17 protein-coding genes and 1 pseudogene are annotated in these 18044 nt (G+C 65.1%); 9 read left to right on the top strand and 9 right to left on the bottom strand.

What is annotated here, in order from left to right; translation table 11 throughout:
- Nucleotides 1-26 precede the first annotated feature (26 nt).
- The 4 genes from FDW83_RS04060 to FDW83_RS04045 all read left to right on the top strand — a co-directional run bounded on the left by FDW83_RS04060 (nt 27) and on the right by FDW83_RS04045 (nt 3326).
- Nucleotides 27-782 (top strand): amino acid ABC transporter ATP-binding protein, encoded by a 756-nt coding sequence (locus FDW83_RS04060; RefSeq protein ID WP_138136307.1) that lies wholly within the window; start codon nt 27-29, stop codon nt 780-782.
- An 83-nt stretch (nt 783-865) separates the two neighbouring features.
- Nucleotides 866-1753 (top strand): glutamate ABC transporter substrate-binding protein, encoded by an 888-nt coding sequence (locus tag FDW83_RS04055; protein ID WP_138136306.1) that lies wholly within the window; start codon nt 866-868, stop codon nt 1751-1753.
- An 86-nt stretch (nt 1754-1839) separates the two neighbouring features.
- Complete coding sequence (locus FDW83_RS04050; protein WP_138136305.1) at nt 1840-2490, top strand: amino acid ABC transporter permease; 651 nt, start codon at nt 1840-1842, stop codon at nt 2488-2490.
- The gene (locus FDW83_RS04045; RefSeq protein WP_138136304.1) at nt 2487-3326 is read left to right on the top strand and encodes an amino acid ABC transporter permease; all 840 of its coding nucleotides are present in this window, start codon (nt 2487-2489) and stop codon (nt 3324-3326) included. Before FDW83_RS04050 ends, FDW83_RS04045 begins: the two co-directional genes overlap by 4 nt.
- A 75-nt stretch (nt 3327-3401) precedes the next feature.
- On the opposite strand, the gene dapE is transcribed toward FDW83_RS04045, so the two are convergent.
- Nucleotides 3402-4508 carry a succinyl-diaminopimelate desuccinylase gene (gene dapE / locus FDW83_RS04040; protein WP_171027451.1) on the bottom strand — a complete coding sequence of 369 codons (1107 nt, stop codon included), beginning with the start codon at nt 4506-4508 and terminating at the stop codon, nt 3402-3404.
- Nucleotides 4509-4589: 81 nt separating this feature from the next.
- Between dapE and dapD the strand changes: the two genes are divergently transcribed.
- On the top strand, nt 4590-5618 hold the full coding sequence (dapD, locus tag FDW83_RS04035; protein WP_138136302.1) for a 2,3,4,5-tetrahydropyridine-2,6-dicarboxylate N-succinyltransferase: 1029 nt from the start codon (nt 4590-4592) through the stop codon (nt 5616-5618).
- A 7-nt stretch (nt 5619-5625) separates the two neighbouring features.
- Nucleotides 5626-6477 carry a hypothetical protein gene (locus FDW83_RS04030; RefSeq protein ID WP_138136301.1) on the top strand — a complete coding sequence of 284 codons (852 nt, stop codon included), beginning with the start codon at nt 5626-5628 and terminating at the stop codon, nt 6475-6477.
- 22 nt (nt 6478-6499) lie between these two features.
- Here FDW83_RS04030 and FDW83_RS04025 read toward each other — a convergent pair whose 3' ends face one another.
- Nucleotides 6500-7111 carry a hypothetical protein gene (locus FDW83_RS04025; protein ID WP_138136300.1) on the bottom strand — a complete coding sequence of 204 codons (612 nt, stop codon included), beginning with the start codon at nt 7109-7111 and terminating at the stop codon, nt 6500-6502.
- Between the two features lie 100 nt (nt 7112-7211).
- A complete protein-coding gene (locus tag FDW83_RS04020; RefSeq protein WP_138136299.1) occupies nt 7212-7820 on the bottom strand; it encodes a TetR/AcrR family transcriptional regulator in 609 nt (202 codons plus the stop codon).
- Between the two features lie 108 nt (nt 7821-7928).
- Between FDW83_RS04020 and galE the strand changes: the two genes are divergently transcribed.
- On the top strand, nt 7929-8942 hold the full coding sequence (gene galE, locus FDW83_RS04015; protein ID WP_138136298.1) for a UDP-glucose 4-epimerase GalE: 1014 nt from the start codon (nt 7929-7931) through the stop codon (nt 8940-8942).
- 136 nt (nt 8943-9078) lie between these two features.
- Here galE and FDW83_RS04010 read toward each other — a convergent pair whose 3' ends face one another.
- From FDW83_RS04010 to fdxA, 3 genes are all read right to left on the bottom strand, one after another.
- Nucleotides 9079-10365 carry a citrate synthase gene (locus FDW83_RS04010; protein ID WP_138136297.1) on the bottom strand — a complete coding sequence of 429 codons (1287 nt, stop codon included), beginning with the start codon at nt 10363-10365 and terminating at the stop codon, nt 9079-9081.
- Between the two features lie 249 nt (nt 10366-10614).
- A complete protein-coding gene (gene dapC / locus FDW83_RS04005) occupies nt 10615-11742 on the bottom strand; it encodes a succinyldiaminopimelate transaminase (RefSeq protein WP_138136296.1) in 1128 nt (375 codons plus the stop codon).
- A 26-nt stretch (nt 11743-11768) separates the two neighbouring features.
- Nucleotides 11769-12095 (bottom strand): ferredoxin, encoded by a 327-nt coding sequence (fdxA, locus tag FDW83_RS04000; protein ID WP_138136295.1) that lies wholly within the window; start codon nt 12093-12095, stop codon nt 11769-11771.
- Between the two features lie 137 nt (nt 12096-12232).
- Between fdxA and FDW83_RS03995 the strand changes: the two genes are divergently transcribed.
- Nucleotides 12233-12469, top strand: a complete 237-nt coding sequence (locus FDW83_RS03995) for a hypothetical protein (protein WP_138136294.1) — start codon at nt 12233-12235, stop codon at nt 12467-12469.
- A 141-nt stretch (nt 12470-12610) separates the two neighbouring features.
- Here the strand turns inward: FDW83_RS03995 and typA are convergent, their stop codons facing one another.
- A complete protein-coding gene (typA, locus tag FDW83_RS03990) occupies nt 12611-14539 on the bottom strand; it encodes a translational GTPase TypA (protein ID WP_138136293.1) in 1929 nt (642 codons plus the stop codon).
- Nucleotides 14540-14809: 270 nt separating this feature from the next.
- Here typA and FDW83_RS03985 point away from each other — a divergent pair, with 270 nt between their 5' ends.
- Nucleotides 14810-15664 (top strand): SGNH/GDSL hydrolase family protein, encoded by an 855-nt coding sequence (locus FDW83_RS03985; protein ID WP_138136292.1) that lies wholly within the window; start codon nt 14810-14812, stop codon nt 15662-15664.
- A gap of 77 nt (nt 15665-15741) precedes the next feature.
- Here FDW83_RS03985 and FDW83_RS03980 read toward each other — a convergent pair.
- Together FDW83_RS03980 and FDW83_RS03975 are read right to left on the bottom strand one after the other, a co-directional pair.
- A pseudogene (locus tag FDW83_RS03980) lies at nt 15742-16179 on the bottom strand (ABC transporter ATP-binding protein); the annotation flags it as partial.
- A 21-nt stretch (nt 16180-16200) separates the two neighbouring features.
- A complete protein-coding gene (locus FDW83_RS03975) occupies nt 16201-17961 on the bottom strand; it encodes an ABC transporter family substrate-binding protein (protein WP_138136291.1) in 1761 nt (586 codons plus the stop codon).
- Nucleotides 17962-18044 lie beyond the last annotated feature (83 nt).

The following is an 18044-nucleotide window of genomic DNA, read 5'->3' as shown; positions in this document are numbered from 1 at the left end:
GACCCGCAGTTCGCTAGATTCTTCCTATGACTACTACTGCGCCCGGCGATACCCTCGTCTCCCTGAAGGCCGTGAACAAGCATTACGGCCAGCTGCACGTTTTGAAGGACATCAATCTGCAGGTCCGCAAGGGCGAGGTTGTTGTGGTCATCGGGCCGTCCGGTTCCGGCAAGTCCACTCTGTGCCGCGCCATCAACCGCCTCGAAACCATCGAAAGCGGGACCATCAGCATCGACGGGAAGGTGCTTCCGGAGGAAGGCAAGGAACTTGCGCAGCTCCGCGCCGACGTCGGAATGGTCTTCCAGTCGTTCAACCTTTTCGCCCACAAAACCATCCTGGAGAACGTCACGCTCGGCCCCATCAAGGTCAAGGGCGTCAACAAGGCCACTGCGGACAAGGACGCCATGGCCCTCCTGGAGCGGGTGGGCGTCGGCCACCAGGCCCCCAAGCTGCCGGCACAGCTCTCCGGCGGCCAGCAGCAGCGCGTCGCCATTGCCCGCGCCCTGGCAATGAAGCCGAAGGTCATGCTCTTCGACGAGCCCACCTCGGCGCTGGACCCGGAAATGATCAACGAGGTCCTGGACGTCATGGTCCAGCTTGCCAAGGAAGGCATGACCATGATCGTGGTGACGCACGAGATGGGCTTCGCCCGCAAGGCCGCGGACCGCGTGGTCTTCATGGCGGACGGGCAGATTGTTGAAGATGCCACTCCGGAGGAGTTCTTCACCAACCCCAGGAGCAGCCGGGCCAAGGACTTCCTGTCCAAGCTCCTCACCCACTGACGCACCCGCGTCATCGATTCACCGAACAACCACACTCAGTTCGCACCCAGGCCGTAACCGCGGCCATCAATGAAAGGAATGTCATGAAGGCATTTATGACCCGGCGGAAGTCATTCTTCGTGGCGGCCACCGCTGCCCTCGCCCTGTCCCTGAGCGCCTGTGGCGGCGGCGGAGCCGGCACCACCAGCGACCCCACCGTGGCCGAAAAGCCGACCTTCGCCGCCGGCACCACCATGGAAAAGCTCTCCACTGCCGGCACCATCCGGATCGGCACCAAGTTCGACCAGCCCCTGTTCGGCCAGGTGGGCCTGGACGGCAAGCCCGTTGGCTTCGACGTCGAGATCGGCAAGCTGATCGCGGCCAAGCTCGGCATCCCCGCGGACAAGATCGAGTGGTCCGAGACCGTCTCCGCCAACCGCGAGCCGTTCATCGAGCAGGGCAAGGTTGACCTGGTCATCGCCACCTACACCATCAACGACAAGCGCAAGCAGGTTGTCAGCTTCGCCGGACCGTACTATGAAGCCGGCCAGGCACTGATGGTCAACAAGGACAACGACACCATCAAGACCCCCGAGGACGTCAAGGGCAAGAAGGTCTGCTCCGTCACCGGCTCCACCCCGGCTGCCACTATCGTGGACAAGTACGGTGCCGAGCTTGTTCCGGCTGCCACCTACTCCGCCTGCCTGGAGCCGCTGCGCAACAAGCAGGTCGAGGCTGTCACCACTGACAACGTGATCCTCGCCGGTTTCGTGGACAAAGAGCCCGACGCCTTCAAGCTCGCATCGGACGAGACCTTCACCAAGGAGCCGTACGGCATCGGCCTGAAGAAGGACGACACCGAGTTCCGCAACTGGATCAACGACCAGCTGGAGGCGTTCGAAGAGGACGGGTCCTACAAGAAGGCATGGGAAGCCACCGCAGGTGCAGTCATCAAGACTGCTCCCGAGCTGCCCGAGATCGACCGCTACTAAGCCGGATCTGAGGTGCCGGGGCCGGTCAGCCGGTCCCGGCACCTTTCCGCCTTCACTTCCGTCCACTCCCACAGCCGAAGGATCCTATGGACGTCATCATTGAAAACCTGCCGTTGTATTGGGAAGGTTTTCTCCGAACCCTATTCCTGTCAGCCGTCTCCGGGATCATCGCGCTGGTGCTCGGCACTCTCCTGGCGGCAGCCAGGGTCTCTCCGGTGGCAGCACTGCGCGGATTCAGTACCGTGTACGTCGAGGTCCTGCGGAACACCCCGCTGACCATCGCTTTCTTCTTTGCCGCCATCGTCCTCCCCCGCATTGGGGTCAGGTTCGAGCAGTTCGAAGTCGCCGCCATCATCGCCCTGAGCACCTACACCGCCGCGTTCATCGCCGAAGCTGTGCGCTCCGGAGTAAACAGCGTTCCCGTTGGCCAGGCGGAGGCCGCCCGAAGCATCGGCATGAAGTTCGGCCAGGTGCTTTCCCTCATCATCCTGCCCCAAGCCCTGCGCACGGTGATCCCGCCGCTGATCAACATCCTGATCGCCCTGGTGAAGAACTCCTCGGTTGCGGGCGCGTTCTTTGTCCTTGAACTGTTCGGCTACGGCCGCCAGCTGGCCAACGCCAACGGCGACGCCGTCATCGCAGTCCTGCTGGGCACCGCATTCTTCTATCTGCTCCTCACCGTTCCGCTGGGCATCCTGGCCAGCACGGTGGAACGAAAGGTGGCGATTGCCCGATGAGCTCCGTCCTTTACGACGTTCCCGGGCCCAAGGCCCGCCGTATTTCCCTGATCGGCTCGATCGTCGGGTCGCTGCTGATCCTCGGCCTGCTGGCATGGATCATCATGACCCTCGCCCAGCAGGGCATTTTCGAGGCCCGCCGCTGGCAGATCTTCACCCGGGGTGATGTGTGGACTCTCCTGGGCAACGGCCTCTGGGCAACCCTGAGCGCTGCCGCCCTCGCGGCTGTCATCGCGTTCCCCCTGGGCCTGGTCCTCTGCCTGCTGCGCATTGCGGACGCAGCCGCCATCCGTATCCCTGTCCGCGTGCTGCTGGAGTTCCTCCGCGGCATGCCCGTGGTCCTGATGATGCTGTTCGTCCTGCTGGGCTTCGGCACCTCGCCGTTTATTGCCGTAGTCACCGGCCTGGTGCTCTACAACGCCGCAGTGTTCGCTGAGATCATCCGGGCAGGCGTCCAGTCGCTCCCCCGCGGGCAGCGCGAAGCCGGCCTTGCCATCGGCCTGACCAGCTTCAAGTCCCGCATGCTGATCGAACTGCCGCAGGCCATCCGCCGCATGATGCCGTCACTGGTGGCGCAGATGGTGGTGCTGCTGAAGGACACGTCCCTCGGCTACATCGTGGCGTACGGCGAACTGCTGCGTGCCGTGCAGGTGATGGCGGACTTCCTGGGCACCCAGTTCCTGTTCCCCATCTTCTTCGTTGCCGCCGCGATCTACATCGCCATCAACATCCTCGTCTCCAGGCTTGCAGTCTGGATTGAGCGCCGGGGTTCGAAGAAGGCCGCCGGCGGCGTTGCCAAGCCGGAGCCTGAGGCAGCGGAGGCTCCTGTCCCCTGACAGCCCGCTTAGACGACGGCCCGGACCTTGTGGTCCGGGCCGTCATCGTCGTTTAACGCCAGGTCTTTCCCGCGGTCACCCCGCCAGCCACTGCCGCAGCGCGGCGAGGCACTTCCGGATGGCATCGGCGTGCACGTGCTCGTTGTCCTTGTGTGCCAGCAGCGCATCGCCCGGCCCGAAGTTGACAGCAGGGATGCCCAGCCCGCTGAAACGCGCGACGTCGGTCCAGCCGTACTTTGGCTTGGGCTCGGCTCCCACGGCGGCAACAAAAGAGGCGGCGGCCGGGTGCTGCAGTCCGGGACGGGCGCCCGCGGCAGCGTCGGTGCGGACCACCTCGAACCCCTCGAGCAGTTCCCGGACCACGGCTTCCGCCTGGTCCGGCGTTTTGTCCGGCGCGAAGCGGTAGTTGATCTCCACCACGCAGCGGTCCGGGATGACATTGCCCGCGGTACCGCCGTTGATCTTGACGGCGTTGAGGCTCTCCCGGTAATCCAGGCCGTCCACGGTGACGGTCTGCGGCTGGTAGGCAGCCAGCCGGGCCAGGATGGGTGCTGCCGCGTGGATGGCGTTGCTGCCCATCCAGGCCCGGGCGGAGTGCGCCGCCTCGCCGACGGTGGTTGCCTCAAACCGGCTGGTCCCGTTGCACCCGCCCTCCACTGTGCCGTCCGTGGGTTCCAGCAGGATGGCGAAGTCACCGTGCAGCAGGTGCCCATGGTTGCGCACCAGCCGGCCCAGGCCGCTCTTTACAGCTTCCACTTCCTCGTGGTCGTAAAAGACGAAGGTGACGTCCCGCTGTGGCTGCGCGCCGTCGTCGAACATAGTTGCCGCCAGGGCAAGCTGGACCGCAACACCGCCCTTCATGTCCGTGGCACCGCGGCCATAGAGGACGCCCTCCCCCGGTACCCCGGACTCCCAGGTTGACGGCACCGTCCCCCTGGAACCTTCGGTGAGCGGCAGCGGGACGGTGTCCAGGTGCCCCGCCAGGATGACGCGTTCGGCGTGCCCCAGCTCTGTTCTGGCGATGATGGCGTCCCCGTCCCGGAGCACCGTCAACCGGGGAATGTCCCGCAAGGCAGCTTCGACGGCGTCGGCCAGTTCCTTTTCGTTGCCGGACACACTGTTGATGTCCATCAGCGCAGCCGTCAGCAGCGCCACGTCCTGCCGTAGGTCAAGGACGGGCATGGACGTTGCGGAAGCGGTTTCGGCAGTCACGAAGCCAGTCTAGTTCGAACCCGGCGCCCGCCCCTCGATAGACTGGAGCACATGACTGAGACCGCTTCTTCTGCCGTGCCCGAAACCTTTAGCGCCACCCCCGACGACCGCTCCGCCTTTGGCTTTGGCGTGGCAACCATCGCCACGATCAACGGCGAGGCTACCGTCCTCGACGTCTGGTATCCCACCCCCGCATTGGGCGTTGCCGCCGAGAACCTGCGCTCGGTGGAGAACGCCGACGAGGCCCTGGTCCGGATCGCGGAGAACGGCACCGACGAGGACCGCGGCACCGAGCAGAAGGTGGTGTTCGTCCAGATCAACCTCGACGAAGCCCCCGCAGATACCGCTGACGCCTACCTCCGGCTGCACCTGCTCTCGCACCGCCTGGTCCGGCCCAACACAATCAACCTGGACGGCATTTTCGGCAAGCTGCCCAACGTTGTCTGGACCAATTTCGGCCCGGCTGCCGTCGAAGGTTTCGAAATCACCCGCGCCAAACTGCGCCGGCGCGGTCCGGTCACCGTCTACGGCATCGACAAGTTCCCTCGGATGGTGGACTACGTTGTGCCCGCCGGCGTCCGGATCGCCGACGCCGACCGCGTCCGCCTGGGTGCCCACCTCGCGGCCGGCACCACCGTCATGCACGAAGGCTTCGTCAATTTCAACGCCGGCACCCTGGGCACCTCTATGGTGGAAGGCCGGATTTCGGCGGGCGTCGTCGCCGGTGACGGCAGCGACGTCGGCGGCGGGGCATCCATCATGGGTACCCTCTCGGGTGGCGGCAAGGAAAAGATCACCATCGGTGAGCGCGTCCTGCTGGGCGCGAACTCCGGCGTCGGAATCAGCATCGGCGACGATTCCGTCGTGGAGGCTGGCCTCTACGTCACCGCCGGCACCCGCGTGCGCGTCCCCGGCCCCAAGGACGAGGTGGGCGAGGACACCACCAAAATCGTCAAGGCAGCCGAGCTTTCCGGCGTTCCCAACCTGCTGTTCCGCCGCAACTCCACCACGGGCGTTGTGGAGGTCCTTCCGCGCAAGGGCCAGACCGTGGAACTGAACGACGCCCTGCACGCCAACTGATCGACCGGTGGCACGCAGACGCGGCCTCCGCCGCCTGGTGGTCCTGCTGCTCACGCTCGCGCTGGTGGCAGGCGGCATCTATACCGCGGTGTTTTTCGTGCAGCGTTCCGAAACCCTCGTTTCGGAACGCTGCACGGCTGTTGTTGGCGACAGGACTGCCGAACTGGCACCGGACCAGGCGGTGTACGCGTCCCTGATCACCGCCGTCGCCGTCCAGCGGGGGCTGCCACCCCGGGCAGCGAGCATTGCCCTTGCCACGGCGATGCAGGAATCCAAGCTGCGGAACATCGGGCACGGCGACCAGGCGGGACCCGATTCCCGGGGTCTGTTCCAGCAGCGGCCGTCCCAGGGCTGGGGAACAGAGGAACAGGTCATGGACCCCTACTACGCTGTCAATGCCTTTTACGACGCGCTTGTAGAGGTCCCGGGGTATGAATCCCTGGACATCACGGACGCCGCGCAGCGTGTCCAGCGCTCCGCCTATCCCCTGGCCTACGCCCGGCATGAGGAACTTGGACGGTTCTTCGCCTCCGGTTTCTCCGGCCAGACTCCTGAGGCGGTGCACTGCACGCTGCGCTCGTCCGCCCTTCCCGGTGATGCCGGTGCAGTATCCGCTGAACTTGGCAAGGCCTATGGCCCCGTGGGCACGGTGGTGGACGGACAGACCCTCGTTGTGGAAGCCACCGGCAGCCAGGCCTGGTCAATCGCACACTGGGCCGTGGCGAACGCCAAAGGACTTGAAGTCACCCGCGTGGAGGTCGCCGGGCGCAGCTGGAACCGTTCGGAACGGAATGGCTGGCAGGAGTCACCAGCGCCGGATGGCCAGGTGCGGATTACAGTAGCGGCCCGGGAGGCCTGAGGCCGCCCTGCGGGGGCGGCACTTAGACGAGGATCTCCACAACAGGCTGGACATAGCTGCGGAAAAGCTCAGGCTGGCTCATCAGCTGCTGGCTCATGATGATCTTGTCCGGCTCGAGGTACCAGGCACGGGGTTCGTTCAGCGGCAATTCGATGATGCTCAGCTTGAAGTCCCGCGAGTCCCGGCCTACTTCAAGGAGGCGGTCGTCCACCAGATCCTCCAGCATCTGGTTGGTGCCGCTTGCCACCCGTTCCGCCTCAAGTTCGGCGTACTCGCTCCGCCGCTCCCTGGCCCAGGTGAGGGCGGAGCCGAAGTGTGCCTGCAGGACACGCTGAAGTGCGGGTGAGTTGCCGAAGGCCGCGAAGTCCGGCGGAGTAAGTTCCGGCGACGTCTGGGGATATGCCTTGAGGAGCTGCGCCCACCAGGCTTCCCACTCCGTGCGGAGGGTGCCGAGGCCGCCGACGTCTGCAATCAGGTGGCTGTGGTCTGCAGGACGGATTTTTGGGGTTGCATGTGACAGCGCCGGGTGGCCTGCGCCGTTGAGTCCGGCGGCATCGCGGACATACAGCGCGATCATCATGGGTCCGGACGTGTCCGTCGTGATCTGCCACCCTGTACCAGTTGCTTGATGCATCCCAAATCCCTTCCCTGCCGTGTTCGTGCCGGGTCTGCTGATCCGGTCCGGCGCCCCCGGCTATCAGTCTATTCCCGCTCCCCGCCCACGTTAACGCCCCTCACCGCCCAAGCGCCTGAAGGTGCCGTTCCAGGACGCCGGAACACATCTGTGCCGTCATCCAGCCCGGCTGCAGCAGGGCGTGCATGCAGAGCCCGTCCAGTGTGGCAAGGAGGCGTTCAGCTTCCAGGACCAGATCTTCCTCGGTTTCCGCGCCAGGGAGCAGGGCGGCCACTACCTGCCCCGCCACTGCAGCCACTCGGCGGTGGCTGCGGTCAGCCTCCGGTGCCAGGAACGGGCGGGTCCTGGCGGCGTTCTTGAATGCCATCCAGGCGCAGGTTTCGAGCGCCCGTTCCTCGTCAAGGGGAAGCAACCCGCCCAGCAGGGTCAACACGGCGGCACGTTGACCGGGGCTGCCGGGAGCCGCGGCCGCCACCGCGGGCAGGTTTGCTTCAAGCCGGCCGACGATGCGGTTGACCACCGTGCCAAATGAGTAGGCCAGCAGTTCATCGCTGCCGGCGAAGTAGTGCCGGACGGATCCGACGGCGAGGCCAGCCTCATCCGCCACCTCCCGCAGGGAGGCACGCTCCAACCCGTCGACGGCGATGATGCGGAGCACCGCGTCCACGACGTCCTGGCGGCGGGCTTCGGCGTCAACAATCTTGGGCACCACTTCTATTTAGCACACTCGTGCGCAAAATCCGCGGTGAGGCGTCGCTGCTGCCCGATGTCCGAAACATGGCGGCGGCAGCGGTACGCCGTGGGATAGCGTTGAGGCATGAAGATTCTGGTTACAGGGGGCACCGGCTACATCGGTTCCCACACTGTTCTTTCCCTGCAGGAAGCCGGCCACGACGTTGTCGTCATCGACAACCTCGTCAACTCAAGCGAGGAGTCCCTCCGCCGGGTGGCCGAACTCACCGGCAAGGCTGCGGAGTTCCATAACGTGGACCTGGTGGACGAAGCCGCGGTGGAGCAGGTATTCGCTGGTGCGGCCATCGATGCGATCATCCACTTCGCCGGACTGAAGGCCGTGGGCGAATCCGTGCAGGAACCTCTGAAGTACTACTACAACAACCTGGTCGGCACCCTGAACCTGATCCGCGTGATGGACCGGCACGACGTCCGATCCTTCGTCTTCAGCTCTTCGGCCACGGTGTACGGCGAGCACAACCCCATCCCCTACGTGGAAAAGATGGAAATCGGGGCCAACAACCCCTATGGCCGCACCAAGGAGCAGATCGAGGACATCCTCTCCGACCTCGGCGCCGCGGACCCCCGCTGGCATATAGCACTGCTGCGCTATTTCAACCCGGTGGGTGCTCACCCCTCCGGCCGGATCGGCGAGGACCCGCAGGGCATCCCCAACAACCTGGTGCCGTTTATCGCCCAGGTGGCCGTGGGCCGGCGCGAAAAGCTGATGGTGTTCGGCGGCGATTACGACACCCCGGATGGCACCTGCCTGCGCGACTACATCCACGTCGTCGACCTCGCGCAGGGCCACGTGGCCGCCCTGAACCACGTGGCGGACCGCGAGGGCGTCTTCCGCTGGAACCTCGGCTCCGGCAAGGGCTCTTCGGTGCTGGAGGTGCTTCGCTCCTTCGAGAAGGCCGTCGGCAAGCCCATCCCGTACGAGATCACCAGCCGCCGAGCCGGCGACCTGCCCGCCTTCTGGGCAGACGCCACCTCTGCCCTGGCCGACCTCAGCTGGTCCACCACCAAGACTGTCGACGAGATGTGCCAGGACCACTGGCGCTGGCAGAAAAACAACCCCAACGGCTACGCCTCCTGATTCCGCCGGTGGTTGAGCCTGTCGAAACCGGGGCTTCGACAGGCTCAACCACCGGACCCAACGCAAACGGCCGCCCACCTCGAGGAGGTGGGCGGCCGTCGTCGTAATTGCCGGGCCGGGAGCTGGTGGGGAGGGACTAGCGGACCGGGTAGTCCCGCTCCGGCTCCCCGATGTACAGCTGGCGCGGGCGGCCGATCTTAGTGTTCGGGTCGCTGATCATTTCGCGCCACTGGGCGATCCAGCCGGGAAGGCGGCCAATCGCGAACAGCACCGTGAACATCTTCTCCGGGAAGCCCATGGCCTTGTAGATCAGGCCGGTGTAGAAGTCGACGTTCGGGTAAAGCTTGCGCTGGATGAAGTAGTCGTCGCTGAGCGCCTTTTCTTCGAGGCGCAGGGCGATGTCCAGCAGTTCGTCGTTGCCGCCGAGCTTGCTCAGGATTTCGTGGGCCGTGGCCTTGACGATCTTGGCGCGTGGATCGTAGTTCTTGTAGACGCGGTGCCCAAAGCCCATGAGGCGGACGCCGTCCTCCTTGTTCTTAACCTTCTCCATGTAGTCCTCGGGCTTGAGGCCCTCGGCCTGGATCTGGCGGAGCATCTTCAGGACGGCTTCATTGGCACCGCCGTGGGCAGGGCCGAACAGGGCGTTGATGCCTGCGGAAACTGACGCGAAGAGGTTAGCGTTGGAGGATCCCACCAGGCGGACGGTGGAGGTGGAGCAATTCTGCTCATGGTCCGCGTGCAGGATGAGGAGCAGGTCCAGGGCCTTCACAATGACCGGGTCCAGCTCGTACTGCTCGGCGGGAAGGCCGAAGCTGAGGCGGAGGAAGTTCTCCACGAGGTTCATGGAATTGTCCGGGTACAGCATCGGCTGGCCGATGGACTTCTTGTGCGCGTAAGCCGCGATGACGGGCAGCTTGGCCATCAGGCGGATGGTGGAAACCTCCACCTGCTCGGCGTTGAACGGGTCCAGCGAGTCCTGGTAGAACGTGGACAGCGCGGACACCGCCGAGGACAGCACGGGCATCGGGTGCGCGTCGCGGGGGAAGCCGCCGAAGAAGCCCTTGAGCTCCTCGTGCAGCAGGGTGTGGCGGCGGATTTTCTGGTCGAACTCATCCAGTTCGGTGGGCGTGGGCAGGTTGCCGTAGATGAGCAGGTAGGACACCTCAAGGAAGCTGGAGTGCTGCGCCAGCTGCTCAATGGGGTATCCGCGGTAGCGCAGGATGCCCGCATCGCCGTCGATGTAGGTGATAGCCGAGGTGGTGGCTGCCGTGTTCATGAAGCCGGGGTCGAAAGTGACTGCGCCCGTCTGCTTCAGCAGCTTGGAAACGTCGTAGCCTTCGTTTCCTTCAATAACCGGGATGCGGGGGAGCTTGAGCTCGCCACCTGCATGGAGCAGGGTCGCAGCGTTGTTGGTCTCAGTCATGGAGTCCCCTTCATGAGGCTTCTGGGCCTCTGTCGAAAGCTTGATCCAATATCAGGTGAGCCGCGCACAGACCCTGAGAAGACAGGTTCCAACACCCGGGCTGCCTTCTTGTGGAAAGCCACCATTGATCAGTTAAAAACTACCGCTCCTTGCCGGGTGTCACTAATCCGCGAAGGCATCATGTCCCGTAAAATGCCCATGTTGTGGCGCGAGTCACAGCAATGTTACGCGCCTCACTGCTGCCGGAAGTCAGCCGAGCCGGGCAACAGTGGCGTCGATCCGCTCGTCCGTGCCGGTGAGGGCGACGCGGACGTAGCCGTTGCCTGCTTCCCCGTAGAAGACCCCGGGGCCCACTACGATGCCGCGCTCCGCCAGGCGGGCAACGGTGGTCCACGTGTCCTCCCCCGCCGTGCACCACAGGTACAGGCCGGCGTCGGAATCCTTGATCTCGAGGCCGAACTGCTGCAGCGCCGGGACCAGTCGCTCGCGGCGGCCCCGGTACAGGTCTTTCTGGGCTTCGACATGCGCGTCGTCGCCCAGGGCTACCCGCATGGCTTCCTGGACCGGGTAGGGGACGATCATGCCGGCGTGCTTGCGGCTGTTGACCAGGTTGGGCATCAGGTCCGGGTCGCCGGCAACGAACGCTGCCCGGTAGCCGGCCAGGTTGGACTGCTTGCTCAGTGAGTAGACGGCGAGGAGACCCTGGTGTGATCCGCCCGCCACCCCCGGATCAAGGATGGAGGGGACCGCCCGGCCGCCCCGCTGGACGTCCCACGTTCCCCAGCCAAGCTCGGCGTAGCACTCGTCCGAGGCCACCACTGCGCCCAGGCCGCGTGCCTGTTCCACGAGCATTTTCAGCGAGTCGGCGTCGCGGACACTGCCGGTGGGGTTTCCCGGTGAATTGACCCAGATAAGCCGGACCCGCGAGCGGGTGTCGTCGTCGAGCTCGTCCATATTGTCCGTGGCAACGGAGGTGACGCCGGCAAGGGTGGCGCCGATATCGTACGTGGGGTAGGCGACCTTGGGGCGTACGACGACGTCCCCCGGCTTCAGGCCGAGCAGCAGCGGCAGCCACGCCACGAGTTCCTTCGAACCCACCGTGGGCATGATGTTCCGGGGGTCGAGGCCGGCAACGCCGCGGCGGCGCTGGAACCAGCCTGCAATGGCATCCCTCAGCGCCGGCGTGCCGTGGACAGTTGGGTATCCCGGAGCGTCGGCGGCAGCCTTCAGGGCGTCCTGGATGGGTGCCGGGGTGGGGTCAACCGGGGTTCCGATGGAAAGGTTGACCACGCCGTCGGGGTGCTCCGAGGCCTTCGCGAGGTACGGCGCCATGGCCTCCCACGGGTAGTCGGGCAGGTCAAGGCCGAATGCGGTCACTGCTGCGGTTCCCTTTCCTGCGCGCGTCAGTGGTCTTGGTTCTGCGGCGGCAGGGCGGCAATCATGGGGTGGTCCTTGCCGGTGTTGCCGAGCTTTGCGGCGCCGCCGGGGGAACCGAGGTCGTCGAAGAACTCGACGTTGGCCTTGTAGTAGTCGGCCCACTCGTCCGGGGTGTCGTCCTCGTAATAGATTGCCTCGACCGGGCACACGGGCTCACAGGCGCCGCAGTCGACGCATTCGTCCGGATGGATGTACAGCGAACGCTCACCCTCATAGATGCAGTCGACGGGGCATTCTTCGATGCACGCCTTGTCCTTGACATCTACACACGGCTGTGCGATTACGTACGTCACGTCAGTGGCCTCTCCACGTTGGTTCCGGCGACCCGCCGGCTCTTGCATCCGGCAACCTCGGCCGGACTCTCCACATCTGAGCCTATTATCTCCCAGCCCGATCCCGCGAACCTAGCCGGCCCGCCTAGTATGAACTGGTGAGTCAGCTTCCTGCCCCCGCCGGTTTCCTTGCCGCCGCCAAACCCGGGACGCGGGTGGTGGTGCGCTACCGGATCGAGGGCGGCCTGACCGATGCCCTCGGCCACCTTGTCTCGTGTGACGCCGGTGACTGCACCGTCCGCACCAGGCAGGCCGACGTCGTGATTCCCCTTGCCGCTGTTGTTGCGGCCAAGGAAGTGCCCCCGGCCCCCGAGCGGCGCCGCCCGCGCACCTAGGGAGGATCTCACTGTGCAGGAACTGTCCCTGCACGGCCAACCGCTGTCTCACCGCGCACGGCGGTACCGAAGGGACCACAGTCCTTAAGCCAGGAACGCCACCGGCAATGGACCGGTGGCGTTCCGTGGAACTGGCAGTAACTAGGCCTTGGCGCGGGCGCGGGCGGCTTTGGCACGCTCGTTGGTATCAAGGATAACCTTCCGGATGCGGATAGCTTCCGGGGTGACCTCGACGCACTCGTCATCGCGGGCGAACTCCAGCGATTCCTCGAGGGTGAGCTCGCGCGGCGGCGTCAGGTTCTCGAAGCTGTCGGAGGAGGCGGCACGCATGTTGGTGAGCTTCTTTTCCTTGGTGATGTTGACGTCCATGTCATCAGCGCGCGAATTCTCGCCAACAATCATGCCCTCATACACCTCGGCGGTGGGCTTTACGAAGAAGGAACCGCGCTCCTGCAGGTTGATCATGGCGAACGGGGTCACGACGCCGGCACGGTCGGCAACCATCGAACCATTGGTGCGGTACTCGATGGGGCCGGCCCACGGCTCGTAACCCTCGGAGATGGAGGCCGCAATGCCGGCACCGCGGGTTTCGGTGAGGAACTTGGTGCGGAAGCCGATGAGGCCACGGGCGGGGACGATGAACTCCATGCGGACCCAGCCGGTGCCGTGGTTGGCCATGTTGGTCATGCGGCCCTTGCGGGCTGCCATCAGCTGGGTGACGGCGCCAAGGTACTCCTCCGGCACGTCGATGGTCATGTGTTCCATCGGCTCATGGATCTTGCCGTCGATGGTCTTGGTGACAACCTGCGGCTTGCCCACGGTCAGCTCGAAGCCCTCGCGGCGCATCTGCTCAACCAGGATGGCCAGCGCGAGCTCGCCACGGCCCTGGACTTCCCAGGCGTCCGGACGCTCGGTGGGCAGCACGCGGATGGAGACGTTACCGATCAGTTCCTTGTCCAGGCGGTCCTTCACCTGGCGGGCCGTGACCTTGGCGCCCTTGACTTTGCCGGCCAGCGGGGAGGTGTTGATGCCGATGGTCATGGAGATGGCGGGATCGTCCACGGTGATCAGCGGCAGCGGCTGCGGGTTCTCAACGTCGGTGAGGGTTTCGCCGATGGTGATGTCCTCGATACCGGCGACGGCGACGATCTCACCCGGGCCGGCGGACTCGGCCGGAACGCGCTCCAGCGCCTTGGTAGCGAGGAGTTCGGTGATCTTGACGGTTTTCAGCTCGCCGTCCTGGCGGGCCCAGGCGACCTGCTGGCCCTTGCGCAGGGTGCCGTTGTAGATACGGAGCAGGGCGAGGCGGCCCAGGAACGGGGAAGCATCCAGGTTGGTGACGTGCGCCTGCAGGACACCTTCCGGGTTGTAGGTGGGAGCCGGGATGTGCTCGACGATCGTCTTAAACAGCGGCTCGAGGTCCTCGTTGTCCGGTGCGGTACCGTCGGCAGGCTGTTCAAGTGATGCCCGGCCAACCTTTGCGGCGGCGTAAACCACGGGCACGTTGAGGATCTCGTCCAGGTCCAGGTCCGGCACCTCGTCGGCAAGGTCCGAGGCAAGGCCGAGAAGGAGGTCCATGGACTCGTGGACCACTTCTTCGATGCGGGCGTCGGGACGGTCTGTCTTGTTGACCAGCAGGATGACGGGCAGGTGCGCGGCGAGCGCCTTGCGCAGCACGAAGCGGGTCTGCGGGAGCGGACCTTCGGAGGCGTCTACCAGCAGGACGACGCCGTCGACCATGGACAGGCCGCGCTCCACCTCGCCGCCGAAGTCGGCGTGGCCGGGGGTGTCAATGACATTTATGGTGATGGTTTCGCCGTTGGACGAAGGGCCGTTGTAGGCGACAGTGGTGTTCTTCGCCAGGATGGTGATGCCCTTTTCGCGTTCCAGGTCACCGGAGTCCATGACGCGGTCTTCAACCTCGCCGTGGGAAGCAAAGGAGTTGGTCTGCTTGAGCATGGCGTCGACCAGGGTGGTCTTGCCGTGGTCAACGTGGGCCACAATCGCGACGTTGCGCAGGTCACTGCGCGATGCAGTGGCTACCGCGGTGTTGGTGGTGGTTTCAGACATGCGTAATGGCTCGATTCAGTGGAGTCAGCTGTTGTATCGCGCCACGTCCTACCGGAATGCACGACGGATAAGGTCCTTTGCACAGGGCGCCTTCCCCTATTCTACCGGCAGGGGCATTTATTGGCCTAAATACCCGGGCGCCTGGACACCCGCCCGGAGGCAGGGCCTGCGCCACGCCCAAAAATAGTGAGCAAAATCACTGGCCATCACGCCCGGTATGCCACATGATTGCTCTGACACGCAGCACCGAGCACGCCCGGAGACATCCCTATGACACGAGCCATGGCCCGTACCCGCCTTGGCGCCTCCGGAGCAGGACTTGCCATCGTCGCATCCGGGCTTGTGGGCCTCTCGGGATGCGCACTGCCCGGCCTCTCCCCCGCTGCACAGCCACCGGCAGTTGCCGCAGCGGCGCAGCCCGCAGCCGGAACACTATACGCGCGTTCCACGGTCCGGAACCAGGACAACGGACGGCTTGAGGCGGTGGTCCCTGACATCGCCCGGACAGTGCTCCTGATTGGGGATTCCCAGTCCGAACCCGTAGACGGCTGGCCCCGCCAGGGCCTTACGTCGGCAGGGTACAAGGTCTACTTCTGCGGCCGGGGAGGAACGGGATTCGTCACCGGCAACGGCGCCACCGGCAATTACATCGACGCCCTCCGCAACGGTGACTGGCTGCTCCCATCCGGGACTCCCGCCCTGATCGTCATCCAGGGCGGCGGCAACGACGCAGCCCACGGGGCCAGCGATGCCCGGATTACCGAAAACGCGGAGGATCTGATTTCGGAACTGCAGGCGCGCTACCCCGGAACCCGCATGGCAATGATCGGTACGCTGGCCCGCGGCGAGGGCCGCGGCGGTGGGCGGCGCACGGAAGTGGACAGGCTGCTCGGAAATGTTGCTGCGGCACAGAACCTGCCGTTTGTGTCCGTCGGCGACTGGTTGACCCGGTATGGCCTGGCCAAGGACCTCGCGGACGCGGTGCATATGAACACGGCGGGCCGGCAGGCACTGGGCGCACTGCTGGAGCGGCGGCTGCGCGGCCTGGGGCTGGACCGGAAGCCGGACCAGGACGCGCCGCCCGTGCTGGCCGCCGGACCCGATGCCGGCGCTGCCCGCGACTGAGGCATATCTACAAGGAAACGGCCGGAACCGGGAGGCGCAGGGCTCCAGGTTCCGGCCGTTCCTGACGCAGGCGCCGGTTATGCCACCTCGGGCGGCAGCATCAGCTTGGCGCCGGGAATGGCGTTCAACAGTGCCTTGGTGTATTCCTGCTGCGGTGATTCGAAGACGTCGTCCGTTGAACCGGTCTCCACCAGGCGCCCCTTCTCCATCACGCATACGTGGTCCGCGATCTGGCGGACCACGGCGAGGTCGTGCGTAATGAAGAGGTACGTCAGCCCGAGGTTGGCCTGCAGGTCCGCCAGCAGGTTCAGGAGCCGCTGCCCGCCGGAGAGCTCGTTCGTGTACCGCTGCATGGCGGACTGAGGCAGCGCCACCTGGTCCAGCAGCTCACGGACCTTCTTCTCCCTGCTGGCCCGGTCGCCGATCTTGTGGACCCGCAACGGCTCTTCGATGGTCCGGAAGATGTTGTACATGGGATCGAGCGAGCCTGGTAGCCGATCTTCCAAACCGGGTTGAGGTTGGACATTGCCCGGCCCCTAGGCCAGGCGCCACTCCCACACGTTCCACCACACGCCAAGCGGACCGGAGCTCGACTTCACGCCGGTTATCCGGGGGCCAACAACAGTGGTGCCGATGGTCTGGTACAGCGGGAGACCGTAGGCGTTCTCCCAGATCTGCTTGTCGATGTCCGCGAGGAGTTCGTCCTGCCGCCCCAGGTCGGTGGTCCCTGCCAACTGTTCCATGGCACGGTCAGCATCGGCGTCGGAAAAACCGTTGAAGTTGCTGCCCGCACCGGTACGGAAGATCTGCGGGACCCGGCTGACTCCGGCGCTGGTGCCGATCCAGCCCAGCAGAGCGGCGTCGTGGCCGCTTCCGCCCAGGGACCTTGCCCAGTCGGCGCTGCCCTGCCCGCCGTCCTCCACCTGGAAACCTGCCTGCGCGGCCGAGTCACGGATCAGGGCAAAGGCCCGGGCACGGTTGGGATTGTCCCGGTTGTAAAGAATCCGGACAGTGGGCGTGGCGCCCTCCAGGAGCGCCCGTGCTCCCTCGACATCCACCTCGGTGTATTCCGACGAGCCGTTGTTCCGGGCAGTGTCCGCGTATTTAGGGTGGGCCGGCAGGAAGACGTGGGAGTCAAGCGGCTTCGGGTCCGGCAGCATCTCCCCCACTACGGCGTCCACAATGGCCTGGCGCGGCACAGTTTTCAAGAAGGCTTCGCGGACATCCTCATCCTCAAAAACGCCGGAAAAGTTGAGGTCCAGATGGTCGTAGCCGGACTGCTCGTAGCGTTCAACGGTGTTGCCCTGATCCGCCAGCCCGGCGAAAAGTTGCTCGGTGCCTGCTGAGGGCTGCGGGGAAATGATGTCCGCCTGTCCGTTGCGGAGGGCATCAACGGCTGCGGGCAGCGCCCCGGTGAAGCGAATGGTGATCTCGTCCAACCACGGCTCGGCTCCCCAAACGTAGTCGCGGTTCCGCACGAGCCGCATGGATGACTCGGGAACGATGTCCCGCACAATGTAGGGGCCGCTGGACAGGTACAGGGACGGATCGTCAGGAAGCGATTTGGTGTCGAAGCCGGAGTTCCAGAAATCGCTGATCGCCTTCAGTTCCGGGTTGGCTTCCGGCTTCTCCGGGTTGCCGCGGGGTGAATCCCGCAGCAGTTCGACGAGGTCCTCCTCATCGTTCAGGCCGCCCTTGGCGGCCACGACGTGCGCCGGCAGCCCGACGTCGAACGCCACTTCCCAGTCAGCGTAAGGAGTCGCATACTCCAGGGTGATCGAACGGCCGTCGTCGCCAAGTTCGGGAAAGACGGTCCCGGCCAGTCCGCTGGTGTCGGCAGCAGCGGAAAAGAAGGTGGTGCCCGTCCCGGCCTGGGGGTCGGCGTCGTCGAAATATCCTGAGCCGGCCGCCCAGCTCAGGAGGAGGTCCCCGGCGTCAATAGCTTCGCCGTCGGACCATTTAACGCCCTCGTTGACGGTGTACCTGACCTTCAACGGATTGTCCGAGACCTTCTCAAACCGCCCGAACTTCTCATTGCGGACTACCGCTGCTTTGTCATCCAGGTAGTAGAACCCCGAGTGGGTGATGTAACCGATCTTGGAATTGATGTCCGTGTTGCCGTCGGCGCTGTAGGGGTTGAAGGAGGAGAACGCGTTGACCTCTGCAACGGTGGCGACGCCGCCGCGTTTCACCTCCCCCACCATGACGGGCGCCGTGCCGCCGCCCGAGCAGCCTGACAAAACCAGGGCAGCCGCAGCTGCCGCCGTGATGTACCGCGCCAGGCGCCTGAGCCGCACGCCGCCTCCTTGTGTTTTTGTCCCGGGAGGTGGACCTGGAGCAGCCAGGATCACGCCCTATATAAGTCAGGATAAGGTCTGCA

It is taken from the genome of Pseudarthrobacter sp. NamE2, assembly GCF_005796205.1.
Classification (GTDB): domain Bacteria; phylum Actinomycetota; class Actinomycetes; order Actinomycetales; family Micrococcaceae; genus Arthrobacter.
Note: the sequence above shows the minus strand (reverse complement) of the source record. Positions and strands in the feature narration are given on the sequence as shown.

Coding starts and splice junctions, on each gene's coding strand:
- FDW83_RS04050 (WP_138136305.1), top strand. CDS start 1,840: ATGGACGTCATCATTGAAAACCTGCCGTTGTATTGGGAAGGTTTTCTC.
- FDW83_RS04055 (WP_138136306.1), top strand. CDS start 866: ATGAAGGCATTTATGACCCGGCGGAAGTCATTCTTCGTGGCGGCCACC.
- dapE (WP_171027451.1), bottom strand. CDS start 4,508: ATGCCCGTCCTTGACCTACGGCAGGACGTGGCGCTGCTGACGGCTGCG.
- dapD (WP_138136302.1), top strand. CDS start 4,590: ATGACTGAGACCGCTTCTTCTGCCGTGCCCGAAACCTTTAGCGCCACC.
- FDW83_RS04060 (WP_138136307.1), top strand. CDS start 27: ATGACTACTACTGCGCCCGGCGATACCCTCGTCTCCCTGAAGGCCGTG.
- FDW83_RS03985 (WP_138136292.1), top strand. CDS start 14,810: ATGACACGAGCCATGGCCCGTACCCGCCTTGGCGCCTCCGGAGCAGGA.
- FDW83_RS04025 (WP_138136300.1), bottom strand. CDS start 7,111: ATGCATCAAGCAACTGGTACAGGGTGGCAGATCACGACGGACACGTCC.
- galE (WP_138136298.1), top strand. CDS start 7,929: ATGAAGATTCTGGTTACAGGGGGCACCGGCTACATCGGTTCCCACACT.
- typA (WP_138136293.1), bottom strand. CDS start 14,539: ATGTCTGAAACCACCACCAACACCGCGGTAGCCACTGCATCGCGCAGT.
- FDW83_RS04045 (WP_138136304.1), top strand. CDS start 2,487: ATGAGCTCCGTCCTTTACGACGTTCCCGGGCCCAAGGCCCGCCGTATT.
- FDW83_RS04010 (WP_138136297.1), bottom strand. CDS start 10,365: ATGACTGAGACCAACAACGCTGCGACCCTGCTCCATGCAGGTGGCGAG.